Below are 13987 nucleotides of genomic sequence, written 5' to 3'. Positions count from 1 at the left end.
CCGCCGGTGCGGGATGGTTCGTACATATATCATGCAGGGGGCCCGCGTCGGCTTCGGTCAGCGTTGGTCGTCCCGCCCCGGCTCGGCCGGATCGCTGGAGAAGAGCGCGATCTTGTTGCCCTGCGGGTCGCGCAGGTAGCCGACGTAGAAATGCGGCCCGTAAGTGGCGCGAAAGCCCGGTTGCCCCTCGTCGGTCCCGCCCGCGCGCAGCGCGGCGGCGTGCAGGTCGCGGACCTGCGCCTGGCTGCGCGCCTCGAAGGCGACCATGGACCCGTTGCCGGCCGAGGCCGGGCGCCCGTCGAAGGTCGGTTTCACGTAGAAGTCGGGCAGGGCCGGGCGCTGGCCCGGAGCGACGGGCAGCGCATAGCTCAGGCCCTCGGGGCCCTCCCGCAGACCGTAGCCGAGGGCGGGCAGGATGGTGGCGTAGAAGCGTTTCGCCCGCGCGATGTCATCCGCGCCGACCGTGACATAGGCAATCATGCGTTCTCTGTCCTTCCGGATCGTCGGGGCCTGGTGGCTGCACCGTCGTAAGCCGGCAGGGGTGGCCCGGGCAACTGGGTCCGCGCCTCCCGGGGCGGTGCCGGGCCGGCCGAAAAGAAAACCCCGGCATCCGTGACACGGACACCGGGGTCGGGATCTTGCGGGTCTCGCGGGGCGGCTTAGCCCCCGGCGTCGGAGCGTGTGGCGGTGAGCGCCACGTCGATGAAGACACCGTTGCCCAGCGTTTTCTCGGCCACGCCTTCGCCCATGCCGAAGGACGTCCGGTCGACCTGCATGGAGCCGGTCATCCGCGCCGTGTCGCCTTCGATCTCCAGCGTGAAGGGCAGCTCTGCGGGAACGCTCGTGTCGCGGATCGTCAGCGTGCCGGGCGCGGTATAGCCGGTTTCGGTCCGCAGGATCTCGGCGGTGAAGGTGGCTTTGGGGTAGGTTTCGGCGTCGAAATACTCCGACCCCATGGCCTGCGAGGTGACGCTGCCCAGGGTCAGCGAGGCGATCGTGACGGTCACCTCGACCGATCCGGCCGGGCCGGGCGCGTCCTGCGGCTCGAATGCGATCGCGGCCGTCCAGTCGGCAAAGCTGCCGGTCACGTCCGAGCCCATCTGCCGCACGGTAATCTCGAGCGTGCCGTCCTGGACAGTCCAGTTCGCGGCGCCTGCCTCGGCCGGGGCGGAGGCCGCCGGCGCATTGGCCGCCGTGGCGCTGCCCGCGGGAGCCTCGCCATAGACCCCGGCCAGCCCGCCGCCGACCAGGGCCAGAACCGCCAGCACGACCGCCAGCAGCGGCGGCACGATCCCGTGATGCGCGCCCGGCGCCACCGGCGCGTCGACCTGGCCGGGCAGCATCCGGCGCAGCGTGGCGTCCTTGTCGATCACATGATGTTTCAAGGCGCCGGCGATATGTAACAGAACCGAGACCAGCAGAACCTTTGTAAGAACGTCGTGAACGCCGCCCCACAGTTCGGACACCTGCGGATCCTTGGGCACGAAGAACAGCGACTGGCCGAAGGGCCACCAGATCGGCGCATATCCGGTGGTGGCGGCGTGGTGGATCCAGCCCGACAGCGGCACCATCACGAGACTGCCGTAGAGCAGCCAGTGTATCGTTTCGGCCAGGCCGGATTCCAGCGGCTTGTTCCCGTTCAGAAGACCCGGCCGCGTCTGCGTCAGGGCCCAGAGGATCCGGATCAGCGCCACGAAGAACACGGTGACGCCCAGCGTTTTGTGCATGGAAAAAAGGAAGATCGTGCGGGAGATCTCGGCGTCGGTGGTGGGAATGTCGGGGTTCAGGATCGCCTCGGACATGTCATGGGCGATCAGCCCAAGCGGGAAGGCGGCGAAGATCAGCAGGGCGGTCAGCCAGTGCAGGGTCTTCGTCACGGACCCGAAGCTGCGGGCGGTGTTGGCGGCGGGCATGGGGGCTCCTTTGCGGACAGGCGGGCGGGGCTGCAGAAGTGATACATCTTTTCTATGCACGCGCAGCATCCACGCAATCGCATCCCGCGCACATAAACGGTGCAGGATTGCCACGGGTTGTGCGGTGGGGGTTCGCGGTCTACATGGTGCCGCGATCTTCAGATGGGTGAGGGTAGATGAAACTTGCATTCGTGTTCCCGGGACAGGGGTCCCAGTTTGTCGGCATGGGCAAGGCCCTCGCCGATGCATATCCGGCGGCCAGAGCCGTCTTCGACGAGGTCGACGAGGCCCTGGGCGAAAAGCTCAGCTCGCTGATCTGGGAGGGCGACCCGGACACCCTGACCCTGACCGAGAATGCGCAGCCCGCGCTCTTCGCGACCTCGATGGCCGCGGTGCGCGCGCTGGAAAGCGAAGGCGTGCCGGTGGGCCGGGCGTCTTATGTGGCGGGGCATTCGCTGGGCGAGTATTCGGCGCTGACCGCCGCGGGCATGTTCAGCGTGGCCGACGCCGCGCGGCTGCTGCGGATCCGCGGCGCGGCGATGCAATCGGCCGTGCCGGTGGGCGAGGGCGCGATGGCCGCCATCCTGGGCATGGGCTTCGAGGCGGTCGAAGAGGTCGCGCGCGAGGCCGCGCAAGGCCAGGTCTGTGCGGCCGCCAATGACAACGATCCGAGCCAGGTTGTCGTCTCGGGCCACCGCGACGCGGTCGAACGCGCGGGCGAGATCGCCAAGGGCAAGGGCGCCAAGCGCGTCGTCATGCTGCCCGTGAGCGCCCCGTTCCACTGCGACCTGATGGAACCCGCCGCCCGCACCATGGCCGAGGCGCTGTCGACCGTGGAGCACGGCGCGCTGCAGGTGCCGCTGGTCGCCAATGTCGAGGCCCGTCCGGTGACCGACCCGGCGACGATCTGTTCGCTGCTGGTCGACCAGGTGACCGGCAACGTGCGCTGGCGTGAAAGCGTGGAATACATGGTCGGCGACGGCGTGACCGAGGTCTGGGAACTGGGCGCGGGCAAGGCGCTTTGCGGCATGGCCCGCCGGATCGACCGCTCTCTGGCGACCCGTGCCATCGGCGCGCCCGAGGATGTGATCAAGGCGGCCGAAGCGCTGGCCGAAACCCGGGCCGCAGCGGCCGTTTCTTGAAAGTCTGGCCCGGCCGGCGACCTCTCGTGACAACGGGCGGGGCCGGCACACCATGGGCCGAAGGGAGTATCCTTACATGTTCGATCTGACGGGGAAGAGCGCGCTGGTCACCGGCGCGTCCGGTGGCATTGGCGGCGCCATTGCCAAGGCGCTGCACGGGGCGGGGGCCAATGTGGGCCTGTCCGGCACGCGCACCGAGCCGCTGGAGGCGCTGGCCGCCGAACTGGGTGAGCGCGCCTTCGTGCTGCCCTGCAATCTCGGCGATGCCGAGGCGCTGGCCGCGCTGCCAAAGGACGCCGCCGCCGCCATGGGAGCGGTGGATATCCTGGTCAACAACGCCGGCATCACCCGCGACAACCTCTTCATGCGGATGTCGGACGACGAGTGGAACCAGGTGCTGGACGTGAACCTGACCGCGACCTTCAAGCTGTGCCGTGGCGTGCTGCGCGGCATGATGAAGGCGCGCTGGGGCCGGATCGTGAACATCTCGTCGGTCGTGGGCGCCACCGGCAACCCGGGGCAGGGCAATTACGCCGCCGCCAAGGCGGGCATGATCGGCATGTCGAAATCGCTGGCCTACGAGGTCGCCTCGCGCGGGATCACGGTGAACGCCGTGGCGCCGGGGTTCATCGAGACGGCGATGACCGACAAGCTGACCGACGACCAGCGTTCGGGGATCCTGACCAACGTGCCCGCGGGCCGCATGGGCACGCCGGAAGAGATCGCGGCGGGTGTTCTGTACCTGTCCAGCCCCGAGGCGGGCTATGTCACGGGCGCGACGCTGCACGTGAACGGCGGTCTCGCGATGCTATGAGGCCCGCGCCGCCCTGAAGTGGCGGCGCAAGGTGGCCTCGACGTCCTCCGCCTTGAAGGAGGGATCGATCTCGATCAGCGGGATGCCGGCGCGGCGCAATGCCTCGCGTTTCACGGCATCCCGGACAAAGGTCTTTTCCGCATCCAGGTAATGCCCGGACCCCTGGAATTCGATCGCGCAGGCGAGGTAGCCGCCGCGATCGAAGACAGCAAAATCCAGTCGTTTCGCGTTGATCGCATGGAAGGCGCGCTTCCACTCCCTGGTGGAGGCATCCCCCCTCGGGCGAATGACTTCGGGCAAGCTGACCTGCGCCATGAGCCTGTGGTCCGGCGCGACGCGCGGCAGTATGGATTCGAGCTGCAGCAACAGGCGATATTCGGAGTGGTTGAGCAATCGCTGCCGGTCGAAATCGGCCGCGGCCACGTAGGCAATCTGCTGGTTGACGGACGAGGTATTGTCCTGCGGCACCGTGGGGTCGGATCGCGCGGCATTGGTCTGCTGGTCGGTGGTCGGGCGCGGCGATGCGCCGGGGCTCCCCCGGAGGCGGGTCAGCCCGGCCGCCGGCTGCGCGCCATTGCGGGACCGTCGCGCAGGCGTCGGGCGCGCCGCAGTGCGCAGCGACAGGACAAGGCGTGCGACCATGAACAAAAGCACCGCGCCCAGGATGAGCAGCAGAAGCATCCGGTCGTCGCCCACGGCGGGGATTGCTCCATCGAACTCGCCCGATTGCGGAACGGAGACCCATTTCATAAGCACATTTCCTCTTCCCGCTCTTGCGTTTTTCGTATGGAATGCCATGCAATTCAGGGCAGAATGTGGCCCGATCAGGGTAAACATGGGGGAGGGAAAGGGCGGTTGCATAAGCGTTTGCCTTCCCCATTTGGTATGCTATAGGCCACGCACATTTCGCCACGGCGGGCAAAGGGCCGGCCTTGGTCGCCCCGGTGCTGCCGGGAACGAGCCGTCTCCCGGACAACGGGGGGCACAACAGGCCACCCGGTCGGGTACAGGCATCACATGAGGGCAAAAAGGCCCGGAAGGAATGAGGAACTGATATGAGCGACGTCGAAGATCGCGTTAAGAAGATCGTTGTTGAGCATCTGGGTGTCGAAGAGGAGAAGGTGACGGAGAACGCGTCGTTCATCGACGACCTCGGCGCTGACAGCCTGGATACCGTGGAACTGGTGATGGCGTTCGAAGAAGAGTTCGGCATCGAGATCCCGGACGACGCCGCCGAAACCATCCAGACCTTCGGCGACGCGGTCAAGTTCATCAAGGACGCCCAGTAAGCGGCGGCCGAACGGCCAAAAGCCCCTTCGTGGGCCCTGAGGTGGCGCTTTCCCGGGCGGGAGGGCGCCATTTTTCTTGGGCGCGGCATGGGGTCCCCTTGCGCGCCACGCGGGAGGCGGACAGGCTGAGGGCGTTTGATCCCGCGTTTCAGGCCTTTCCCGCATGATCCGAGCGATACCCAACATCAACACCTCCCGTCTGACGCTTCGCGCCATGCGCGCTGAGGATTTCGACCGGTTTGCCGATCTCTGGGCCTCGCCCATCGTCGGACGGCATGCCGCGGGCGGGCCGCTCAGCCGGTCGCGGGCCTGGGGGGTGTTCCTGCGGGTGGCCGGGCACTGGCACATGACGGGCTTCGGCGAATGGGCGATCGAGGACCGCACCACGCGCCAGATCATCGGGCAGGCGGGTTTCCGCTATTCCGTCAGCGACCTCGGCGCGGATTTCGATGCCTATCCCGAGGCTTCGGTGCTGCTGCTGCCCGACATGCTGGACCAGCGTTTTGGGCTGGAGGCGATGACGGCGGCGCATGACTGGTTCGACCGGGTGATAACAGGGCCCCTGGTGGCGCGCGTGCGCGACGGGGACGGGGCAGGTGCGGCGGTGGCGGCGCGGCTGGGCTATGCGCGGCTGCGCGTGGTCGAGGACGGCGGCGGGCCGGTTCTGCTGCTCAGGCGCAATTCTCCGCCGGTGCGCTGAACGTTTCGCGGTCCGGTTCCCCTTGCTCATGGGCCGGGCGGCGCGGTATGAGCGGTTCGCACAAGAGACAGAGTGAGGCAAGAGGGCTGACATGCGCAGAGTGGTTGTGACAGGGCTGGGTCTGGTGACTCCGCTGGCGAGCGGCGTCGAGGCCAGCTGGGCACGTCTGCTGGACGGACAATCCGGCGCTGGCACGATCACCAGGTTCGACGCAGAGCACCTGGCGACGAATTATGCCTGCGAGGTGCCGCGCGGAGACGGGTCGGATCATACGTTCGATCCCAATGTCTGGATGGAGCCGAAGGAACAGCGCAAGGTCGATGATTTCATCCTCTTCGGCTATGCCGCCGCCGTGATGGCGGTGGAGGATTCCGGCTGGAAACCCGAGGACCGGGAAGACCGCGAGCGCACCGGCGTGATGATTGGCTCGGGCATCGGCGGACTGCAGTCCATCGCCGAGACCTCGATCCTGCTGCGCGACCGCGGCCCCAGGCGCGTGTCGCCGTTCTTCATCCCCGGCGCGCTGATCAACCTGGTCTCGGGCCAGGTGAGCATCCGTTATGGCTTTACCGGGCCGAACCATGCGGTCGTGACCGCCTGCGCCACCGGCACCCACGCGATCGGCGATGCCGCGCGGCTGATCCAGTACGGCGACGCCGACGTGATGATCGCCGGCGGGGCCGAAGCCGCGATCTGCGAGATCGGCATCGCCGGGTTCAACGCCTGCAAGGCGCTGTCCACGAAGTACCGCGACACCCCGTCGATGGCCAGCCGGCCCTATGACAGCGAGCGCGACGGCTTTGTCATGGGCGAGGGCGCCGGTGTGGTGGTGCTGGAGGATTACGACCACGCCGTGGCGCGCGGCGCAAAGATCTACGCCGAGGTGCTGGGATACGGTCTGTCGGGCGACGCCTATCACATCACCGCGCCGTCCGAGGACGGCGACGGGGCAGAGCGCGCCATGAAGGCGGCGCTGCGTTCGGCCAAGCTTGAGCCGGGGGCGATCGACTACATCAACGCGCATGGGACCTCGACCATGGCCGACACGATCGAACTGGGCGCGGTGGAGCGGATCTTGGGCGATGCCGCCGGCAAGGTGACCATGTCCTCGACCAAGTCCGCCATCGGCCACCTGCTGGGCGCTGCCGGCGCCGTGGAGGCGATTTTCTCGATCCTGGCGCTGCGCGACCAGGTGGCACCGCCGACCATCAATCTGGACAACCCCGCCGTCGACACGCCGCTGGACCTGGCGCCCAATGCCAAGGTCGAGCGCGAGATCAACGTGGTGCTGTCGAATTCCTTCGGCTTCGGCGGGACCAATGCCAGCGTGATCTTCGGAAAGGCAGCGTGATGTGGCGCAGCCTTGCGTCCAATGTCCTGACCCTGCTGATCATCGCGCTGTTCCTGCTGGGCGGGCTGGTGCTTTGGGGACAGGGTGAATACCGGGCCGAGGGCCCGCTGGACGGCCCGATGTGCCTGCGGGTGGAGCGTGGCTCGAACATGACGCGGGTGTCGGAGACCCTGCTGGCGGAAGGCGCGGTGACCAGCGAGAAGCTGTTCCGGATTGGCGCGGATTACGCCGGCAAGTCCGGTCAGCTGAAGGCGGGCAGCTTCCTGCTGCCGGAAGGCGCCTCGATGGAGGATATCGTCGATGTCGTGACCCGCGGCGGCGCCAGCACCTGCGGCACCGAGGTGGTGTTCCGCATCGGCGTGACGCAGATCACCACCCAGGTGACGACCTATGACACGGCCGAGAACGCCTTTGTCGTGGCGGCCGAGTTCGACCCGACCGAAGGCACGCAGCCGCAGGAATATTCCGCCGCCCGCGCCACAGCCGATACCCGGTACCGCATGGTCGTGGCCGAGGGCACGACAAGCTGGCAGGTCGTCGAGGGGCTGAAGGCGATGGACATGCTGGAAGGCACCATCGCCGAGGTTCCGGACGAAGGAACGCTGGCCCCCGACAGTTACGAAGTGGTGAACGGCGCCCAGCGTCAGGCGCTTCTGGACGAGATGGAAGCGGTTCAGGTGTTGCGCGTCGGCGCGGCCTGGGAATCGCGCGATCCGTCGGTTCCGGTGGATAGCCCGGAAGAATTGCTGATCCTGGCGTCGATCATCGAGAAGGAAACCGGCGTGCCGGAAGAGCGGGGCCAGGTGGCCAGCGTCTTCGTCAACCGGCTGGAAGAAGGCATGCGTCTGCAGACGGACCCGACGGTGATCTACGGGATCACCAAGGGCGAAGGCGTGCTGGGCCGGGGCCTGCGGCAAAGTGAACTTCGAGGTGTAACGCCCTGGAATACATATGTGATCCTTGGTCTGCCGCCGACGCCGATCGCGAATCCGGGGATGGCGAGCCTGGAGGCCGCGGCCAATCCCGACAACACGGATTACCTGTTCTTCGTGGCCGACGGGTCGGGCGGGCACGCCTTTGCCCGGACGCTGGAGGAGCATAATTCCAACGTCGCACGCTGGCGCGAGATCGAGGCGGAGCGGGCTAACAACTGATCTGTTGGCCCACTTCGGGACTGTTCAGGTTTTGGTAATGTTATCGGGCGGTTGAAGCCCGCTGTTGCGCAACGCGTTGACTTTGGGCGCGGACGCAACTATGAGTTGTGACATGCTGGACAAGCTGTCGGAAACGGCCCCTGGGTAACCCCGGGTGGCCGTTTTTTCGTTTCTGACCAACGGCCTGTTCGGACGGGGATCAACGATAACAACAAACCCCAAGAGGCAGAGAATGACCCTGATTACCCAACAGGACCTGACGAAGGACACGGACAGCACCGCGGAGCTGCTGAAGGCGCTGCAGGACAGCCTGGGCGACCTGCGCCGCACGGCCATGGCGCTGCGCAAGAAGATCGAAGAGGGCGAGACCCAGGATCTTGGGACCGGCGCGAAGGAGATCGCGGCGGTGGATCAGCTGGCCCGAAACTGCATGAAAACGGAGGTGAGCCTTGCTGAAATCTGCAACCGGAAAGCCGGGATCGTGCGCGGGGGATATGCGCTCGACCTTGACCTCGCTCGAGCTGAGATCGGGTGCCGCCTTGGTCGCCTCCGCACCTGCTGCGGTGAGAGCTGAATTTCTGGAAAGCCTTGGGGAGGGCGCGCTTTGCGCCCTTCCTTACCTGTTCGAGTTCTGGGCGCTGGAGCATCAGCTGCCGCCCGAGGGGCAGTGGCGATCCTGGGTGGTGATGGGCGGCCGGGGCGCGGGCAAGACCCGGGCCGGGGCGGAATGGGTGCGCTCGCGCGTTGAGGGCGCGAAGCCCACCGACCGTGGGCCGGCACGGCGGCTGGCCCTGGTGGGCGAGACATTCGACCAGGTGCGCGACGTGATGATCTTTGGCGACAGCGGCATCATGGCCTGTTCGCCGCCCGACCGGCGGCCCGAGTGGAAGGCGGGTGAACGCAAGCTGATCTGGCACAACGGGGCCGTGGCGCAGGCCTTTTCCGCCCATGATCCCGAGGGGCTGCGGGGGCCGCAGTTCGACGGGGCCTGGGTGGACGAGCTGGCGAAGTGGAAGAAGGGCGAGGAGACCTGGGACATGCTGCAGTTCGCGCTGCGGCTGGGGGATGATCCGAGGGTCTGCGTGACGACGACGCCGCGCAATGTGGCGGTGCTGAAGCGGTTGCTGGAGACGCCGTCGACCGTGGTGACCCATGCGCCGACCGAGGCGAACCGGGCCAACCTGGCCGACTCGTTCTTGGAAGAGGTGCGGGCGCGATACGCGGGCACGCGGCTGGGGCGGCAGGAGCTGGACGGCGTGCTGCTGCCGGACGTGGATGGCGCGCTGTGGACCGGCAAGCTGCTGGATGCGGCGCATGTGGAGCAGGTGCCCGAGCTGGACCGGGTGGTGGTGGCGCTGGACCCGTCGGTGGGCGGCGCGGATGCCTGCGGGATCGTGGCGGTGGGCGCGGTGACGCAGGGGCCGCCGGTGGAGTGGCGGGCCTATGTGCTGGGGGATTGCACGGTGGAGGGGGCGTCTCCGTCCGGCTGGGCGGAGGCGGCGCTGCGCGCGATGGAGCGGTTCGGGGGCGACCGGCTGGTGGCGGAGGTGAACCAGGGCGGCAAGCTGGTGGACGAGGTGCTGAGACAGGTGAACCCGCTGGTGCCGCTGAAGACCGTGCATGCGGCCAAGGGCAAGGGCGCCCGGGCGGAGCCGGTCGCGGCGCTATACGAGCAGGGGCGGGTGAAGCATGTTGCGGGGCTGGACCGGCTGGAGGAGCAGATGATCCAGATGACGGTGCGGGGCTTCGAGGGGAACGGCTCTCCCGACCGGGTGGATGCGCTGGTCTGGGCGCTGCACGAGCTGATCATCGAGCCGGCGGCGTCCTACCAGAGGCCCAGGGCGCGGATGTTGTGAGCGGCTGACCGGGGCGGTCGCAGGAAGAGAACGGAGCGGCGGTGCGCGGAGGCGGGCCGCCGTTTTGCTGTTTGGGGGGCGGTGGGGTGAAACCCCACCCTACGGCCCGCGGCGGGGATGGCGCGCTGTCCCCGGGGGCCGGAGGGCTGAGGGGGCGGGATGGAGTATTTGGCCAAAGGTGAAGACAGGGGGGCGGTGCGAGCGGGGCACCGGCGGTCTGTGTGAGCTTTGGGGTGCGGGCCGTGGCGGGAGGCCGGCGCGGTTTGGCGGGAAAGACGAGGACCACGGGTTCGTGCGGGGAATTCTGCTTGCTGTGGGCTGGCAGCGGGTGCGCGGTCCGTGAGGGGCGCGGTCGGGGCCGTTGGCGCATGCGAATCGGCGGGGTCGGGTGTTGCGGGGGCGGCGCGCGGTGCGTTTCGGAAGATTTACACAAATTGCGGGAAAACCCTTCACGAGCCTGGTTGGCGGCCCTGTCCGGGGGTGGCCGCGCAGGAGCGCAGGAAGGAGCATCTCGCATGGTTTTCGACTTTCTACGTCGCGACGGAGGCACCCGGGCCGAGGCGGCCGTGCCGGAGCGCAAGGCCAGCGCGGCGGGCCCGATCGTGGCCTGGCACAGCCAGGGCCGCGTGGCCTGGTCGCCGCGGGATGCCGTGTCGCTTACGAAATCGGGCTTTGCCGGCAACCCCGTCGGGTTCCGGTCGGTCAAGCTGATCGCCGAGGCGGCGGCGGCGCTGCCGCTGGTGCTGCAGGACCGGGTGAAGCGCTATGACGTGCATCCCGTGCTGTCGCTGGTGCGCCGGCCCAACGCGGCGCAGGGGCGGGCAGAGCTTATGGAGGCGCTGTTTGGCCAGCTGCTGCTGTCGGGGAATGCCTATGTCGAGGCGGTCCCGGGCGAGGAGGGCCAGCCGGTGGAGCTGCACGTGCTGCGCTCGGACCGGATGGCGGTGGTGCCGGGCGCGGATGGCTGGCCGGTGGCCTATGAATACAGCGTGGCGGGCCGCAAGCATCGCTTTGACGTGACCGGGCAGCCGAATATCTGCCATATCAAGACCTTCCATCCGCAGGACGACCATTACGGGCTGTCTCCGCTGCAGGCGGCGGCGATGGCGGTGGATGTGCACAATTCGGCCTCGCGCTGGTCGAAATCGCTGCTGGACAACGCGGCCCGGCCCAGCGGGGCGCTGGTCTACAAGGGGTCCGACGGGCAGGGGCAGATGGCGGATGACCAGTTCCGCAGGCTGAGCGACGAGATCGAGACCTTTCACCAGGGCGCGCGGAATGCCGGGCGGCCGATGCTGCTGGAAGGCGGGCTGGACTGGAAGCCGATGGGGTTCTCGCCCAGCGACATGGAGTTCCAGAAGACCAAGGAGGCGGCCGCGCGCGAGATCGCGCTGGCCTTCGGGGTGCCGCCGATGCTGCTGGGGATCCAGGGCGACGCGACCTACGCCAATTACCAGGAGGCCAACCGGGCGTTCTATCGGCTGACGGTGCTGCCGCTGGCGACGCGGGTGGCGGCGGCGCTGGCGGACTGGCTGTCGGGGTTCACCGGCGAGATGCTGGAGCTGAAGCCGGACCTGGACCAGGTGCCCGCACTGGCCGCGGAACGGGACGCGCAATGGGCGCGTGTGAACAACGCGGATTTCCTGACCGACGCCGAGAAGCGCGCATTGCTGGGGCTGCCGGCCCTGCCGGAGGCGGGCGATGTCTGAGGAACGGCGCATCTTCGAGGCGTTCGACTGCGCCCCGGGGCTGCGGCTGCAGGCGCATGAGAAGGTCAGCCAGATCCATCACGACATGCTCTGTCAGCGGCTGGAGCGGATCGAGGAGATGATGGAGCGGCTGGAAAAGCGGCTGTGGCTGGCCGTCTACGGCGTGGCGGCGGCGATCCTGGCCCAAGCCTTCCAGTCGATCCTGTCGGTAAATCCCTGAAGTCGGAGAGACGATCATGACACATGAGGCAGGCCCGGAGACCGGGCTGGAGCACAAGTTCGCGCGGTTCGGCGAAGGCGTGGAGATCAACGACAAGGCCGGCGACGGGCTGCGGATCGAGGGCTATGCCAGCCTGTTCGGGGCCGCCGACCAGGGCAACGACGTGGTCGAGACGGGCGCCTATGCGGCCTCTCTGGCGGCGCTGAAGGCGCGCGGCGGCACGGTGAAGATGCTGTGGCAGCACGATCCGGCCCAGCCGATCGGCGTCTGGGACGAGGTGCGCGAGGACGGCCGGGGGCTGTTCGTCTCGGGGCGGCTGCTGGAGAGCGTCGAGAAGGGGCGCGAGGCCAAGGCGCTGATCGAGGCGGGCGCGATCGACGGGCTGTCGATCGGGTATCGCACGCGGCGCGCCACGAAGAACGACAAGGGCCAGAGGGTCCTGACGGAACTGGAGCTTTGGGAGGTGTCTTTGGTGACCTTCCCGATGTTGCCCAGTGCGCGGGTGGCGGCGAAGGGCGATGTGCCCGGCGCCGAGGAGACCTTGCGCGAATTGGCGGCCGCCTTCGAGGGCGCGCGGCTTGAGCTGGCGCGGCGGTGACGCGCCGGACCCATCACCTGAGAGGAAGGACTGGCCGATGAGCAAGACCGAGGCCCAGGCCACGGGCCGCATTGAGGCGCCCTTTGTTCACGAGGTGAAGCAGGCGGTGACCGGCTTCGTGAGCGAATTCAAAGGCTTCCAGGCCGAAATTGAAACCAAGATGCAACAGACGGAAGAGCGACTGACCATGCTGGATCGTAAATCTCAAATCGCGGCGCGCCCGCAGCTGGCCGGCGCCGTCGATGCCGACGCGCCGCACAAGAAGGCCTTTGACGCCTATCTGCGCTCGGGCGACGATGACGGGCTGCGTGGCCTTGAATTCGAGAGCAAGTCGCTGTCGACCGCGGTCAACAGCGACGGCGGATACCTGGTGGATCCGGCGACCTCCGACACGATTAAGTCGGTCCTGTCCTCGACCGCCTCGCTGCGCGCGGTGGCCACGGTCGTCAATGTCGAGGCGACCTCGTATGATGTGCTGATCGACCATACCGATGTCGGCGCGGGCTGGACCTCGGAAACCGGGGGGGTGACCGAAAGCGCCTCGCCCTCGATCGACCGGATCGTCATTCCGCTGCATGAGCTGAGCGCGCTGCCCAAGGCGTCGCAGCGGCTGCTGGACGACAGCGCATTCGACATCGAGGGCTGGCTGGCGTCGCGCATCGCCGACAAGTTTTCGCGGGCCGAGGCGCAGTCCTTCATCAATGGCGATGGCAACGACAAGCCCAAGGGCATGCTGACCCATCCCAAGGTCGCAAATGACAGCTGGGCCTGGGAATCGCTGGGCTATGTGCCGACCGGTGTGGCCGGTGGCGCGGGCACCGGTGACGCGATCATCGAGCTGGTCTATGCGCTTGGCGCGCAGTACCGCGCGAACGGCACCTTCGTGATGAATTCGAAGACCGCCGGCGTGGTGCGCAAGCTGAAGGACAGCGACGGGCGGTTCCTGTGGGCCGATGGCCTGGCCGCGGGCGAGCCCGCGCGGCTGCTGGGGTACCGCGTGCTGATCGCCGAGGACATGCCCGATATCGCCACCGACAGCTTCTCGATCGCCTTCGGGGATTTCGCGGCCGGCTACACGATTGCCGAGCGCCCCGACCTTCGCATCCTGCGCGATCCGTTCAGCGCCAAGCCGCATGTGCTGTTCTTCGCCACCAAACGTGTCGGCGGCGACGTGTCGGACTTTGCCGCGATCAAGCTGCTGAAATTCGGCACCTCGTAAGGGGCGCCGATGGCCGCGGCCG

The 13987-nt window shown here is 67.7% G+C and carries 15 protein-coding genes; 12 read left to right on the top strand and 3 right to left on the bottom strand.

Annotated features, from left to right (window positions below; genetic code table 11):
- Positions 1-57: 57 nt before the first annotated feature.
- Together ATO3_RS02215 and ATO3_RS02210 are read right to left on the bottom strand one after the other, a co-directional pair.
- Positions 58-480 (bottom strand): VOC family protein, encoded by a 423-nt coding sequence (locus ATO3_RS02215; protein WP_088648154.1) that lies wholly within the window; start codon positions 478-480, stop codon positions 58-60.
- A gap of 179 nt (positions 481-659) precedes the next feature.
- Positions 660-1913, bottom strand: a complete 1254-nt coding sequence (locus tag ATO3_RS02210) for a cytochrome b/b6 domain-containing protein (RefSeq protein ID WP_088648153.1) — start codon at positions 1911-1913, stop codon at positions 660-662.
- Positions 1914-2089: 176 nt separating this feature from the next.
- Between ATO3_RS02210 and fabD the strand changes: the two genes are divergently transcribed.
- Both fabD and fabG read left to right on the top strand, forming a co-directional pair.
- Entirely contained in the window at positions 2090-3055 is a 966-nt protein-coding gene (fabD, locus tag ATO3_RS02205; RefSeq protein WP_088648152.1) for an ACP S-malonyltransferase, read from the top strand.
- Positions 3056-3131: 76 nt separating this feature from the next.
- Entirely contained in the window at positions 3132-3869 is a 738-nt protein-coding gene (fabG, locus tag ATO3_RS02200) for a 3-oxoacyl-[acyl-carrier-protein] reductase (RefSeq protein WP_088648151.1), read from the top strand.
- Here the strand turns inward: fabG and ATO3_RS02195 are convergent.
- Entirely contained in the window at positions 3864-4550 is a 687-nt protein-coding gene (locus ATO3_RS02195) for a DUF2726 domain-containing protein (protein WP_158217891.1), read from the bottom strand. The two genes, fabG and ATO3_RS02195, sit on opposite strands and share 6 nt — an antisense overlap.
- 374 nt (positions 4551-4924) lie before the next feature.
- Here ATO3_RS02195 and ATO3_RS02190 point away from each other — a divergent pair, with 374 nt between their 5' ends.
- The 10 genes from ATO3_RS02190 to ATO3_RS02145 all read left to right on the top strand — a co-directional run bounded on the left by ATO3_RS02190 (position 4925) and on the right by ATO3_RS02145 (position 13965).
- Positions 4925-5158, top strand: coding sequence for an acyl carrier protein (locus ATO3_RS02190; protein ID WP_088648149.1), 234 nt, complete (start codon positions 4925-4927; stop codon positions 5156-5158).
- Positions 5159-5321: 163 nt separating this feature from the next.
- Positions 5322-5858 carry a GNAT family N-acetyltransferase gene (locus ATO3_RS02185; protein WP_088648148.1) on the top strand — a complete coding sequence of 179 codons (537 nt, stop codon included), beginning with the start codon at positions 5322-5324 and terminating at the stop codon, positions 5856-5858.
- 91 nt (positions 5859-5949) lie between these two features.
- Positions 5950-7209: a beta-ketoacyl-ACP synthase II gene (gene fabF / locus ATO3_RS02180; protein WP_088648147.1), complete on the top strand. Its 1260-nt coding sequence runs from the start codon at positions 5950-5952 to the stop codon at positions 7207-7209.
- Positions 7209-8363: an endolytic transglycosylase MltG gene (mltG, locus tag ATO3_RS02175; RefSeq protein ID WP_088648146.1), complete on the top strand. Its 1155-nt coding sequence runs from the start codon at positions 7209-7211 to the stop codon at positions 8361-8363. Before fabF ends, mltG begins: the two co-directional genes overlap by 1 nt.
- Positions 8364-8595: 232 nt before the next feature.
- A complete protein-coding gene (locus tag ATO3_RS02170) occupies positions 8596-8937 on the top strand; it encodes a hypothetical protein (protein WP_088648145.1) in 342 nt (113 codons plus the stop codon).
- On the top strand, positions 8858-10219 hold the full coding sequence (locus tag ATO3_RS02165; RefSeq protein ID WP_088648144.1) for a DNA-packaging protein: 1362 nt from the start codon (positions 8858-8860) through the stop codon (positions 10217-10219). Before ATO3_RS02170 ends, ATO3_RS02165 begins: the two co-directional genes overlap by 80 nt.
- A gap of 515 nt (positions 10220-10734) precedes the next feature.
- The gene (locus ATO3_RS02160; RefSeq protein ID WP_088648143.1) at positions 10735-11928 is read left to right on the top strand and encodes a phage portal protein; all 1194 of its coding nucleotides are present in this window, start codon (positions 10735-10737) and stop codon (positions 11926-11928) included.
- Entirely contained in the window at positions 11921-12148 is a 228-nt protein-coding gene (locus ATO3_RS02155; protein ID WP_088648142.1) for a GTA head formation protein, RCAP_rcc01685 family, read from the top strand. The genes ATO3_RS02160 and ATO3_RS02155 overlap by 8 nt, the downstream gene beginning before the upstream one ends.
- A gap of 16 nt (positions 12149-12164) precedes the next feature.
- Positions 12165-12746: an HK97 family phage prohead protease gene (locus ATO3_RS02150; RefSeq protein ID WP_088648141.1), complete on the top strand. Its 582-nt coding sequence runs from the start codon at positions 12165-12167 to the stop codon at positions 12744-12746.
- A 37-nt stretch (positions 12747-12783) separates the two neighbouring features.
- Positions 12784-13965 (top strand): phage major capsid protein, encoded by a 1182-nt coding sequence (locus ATO3_RS02145; protein WP_088648140.1) that lies wholly within the window; start codon positions 12784-12786, stop codon positions 13963-13965.
- The last annotated feature ends 22 nt before the right edge of the window (positions 13966-13987 follow it).

It is taken from the genome of Marinibacterium profundimaris (genome assembly GCF_002210095.1).
Taxonomy (GTDB): domain Bacteria; phylum Pseudomonadota; class Alphaproteobacteria; order Rhodobacterales; family Rhodobacteraceae; genus Marinibacterium; species Marinibacterium profundimaris.
Note: the sequence above shows the minus strand (reverse complement) of the source record. Positions and strands in the feature narration are given on the sequence as shown.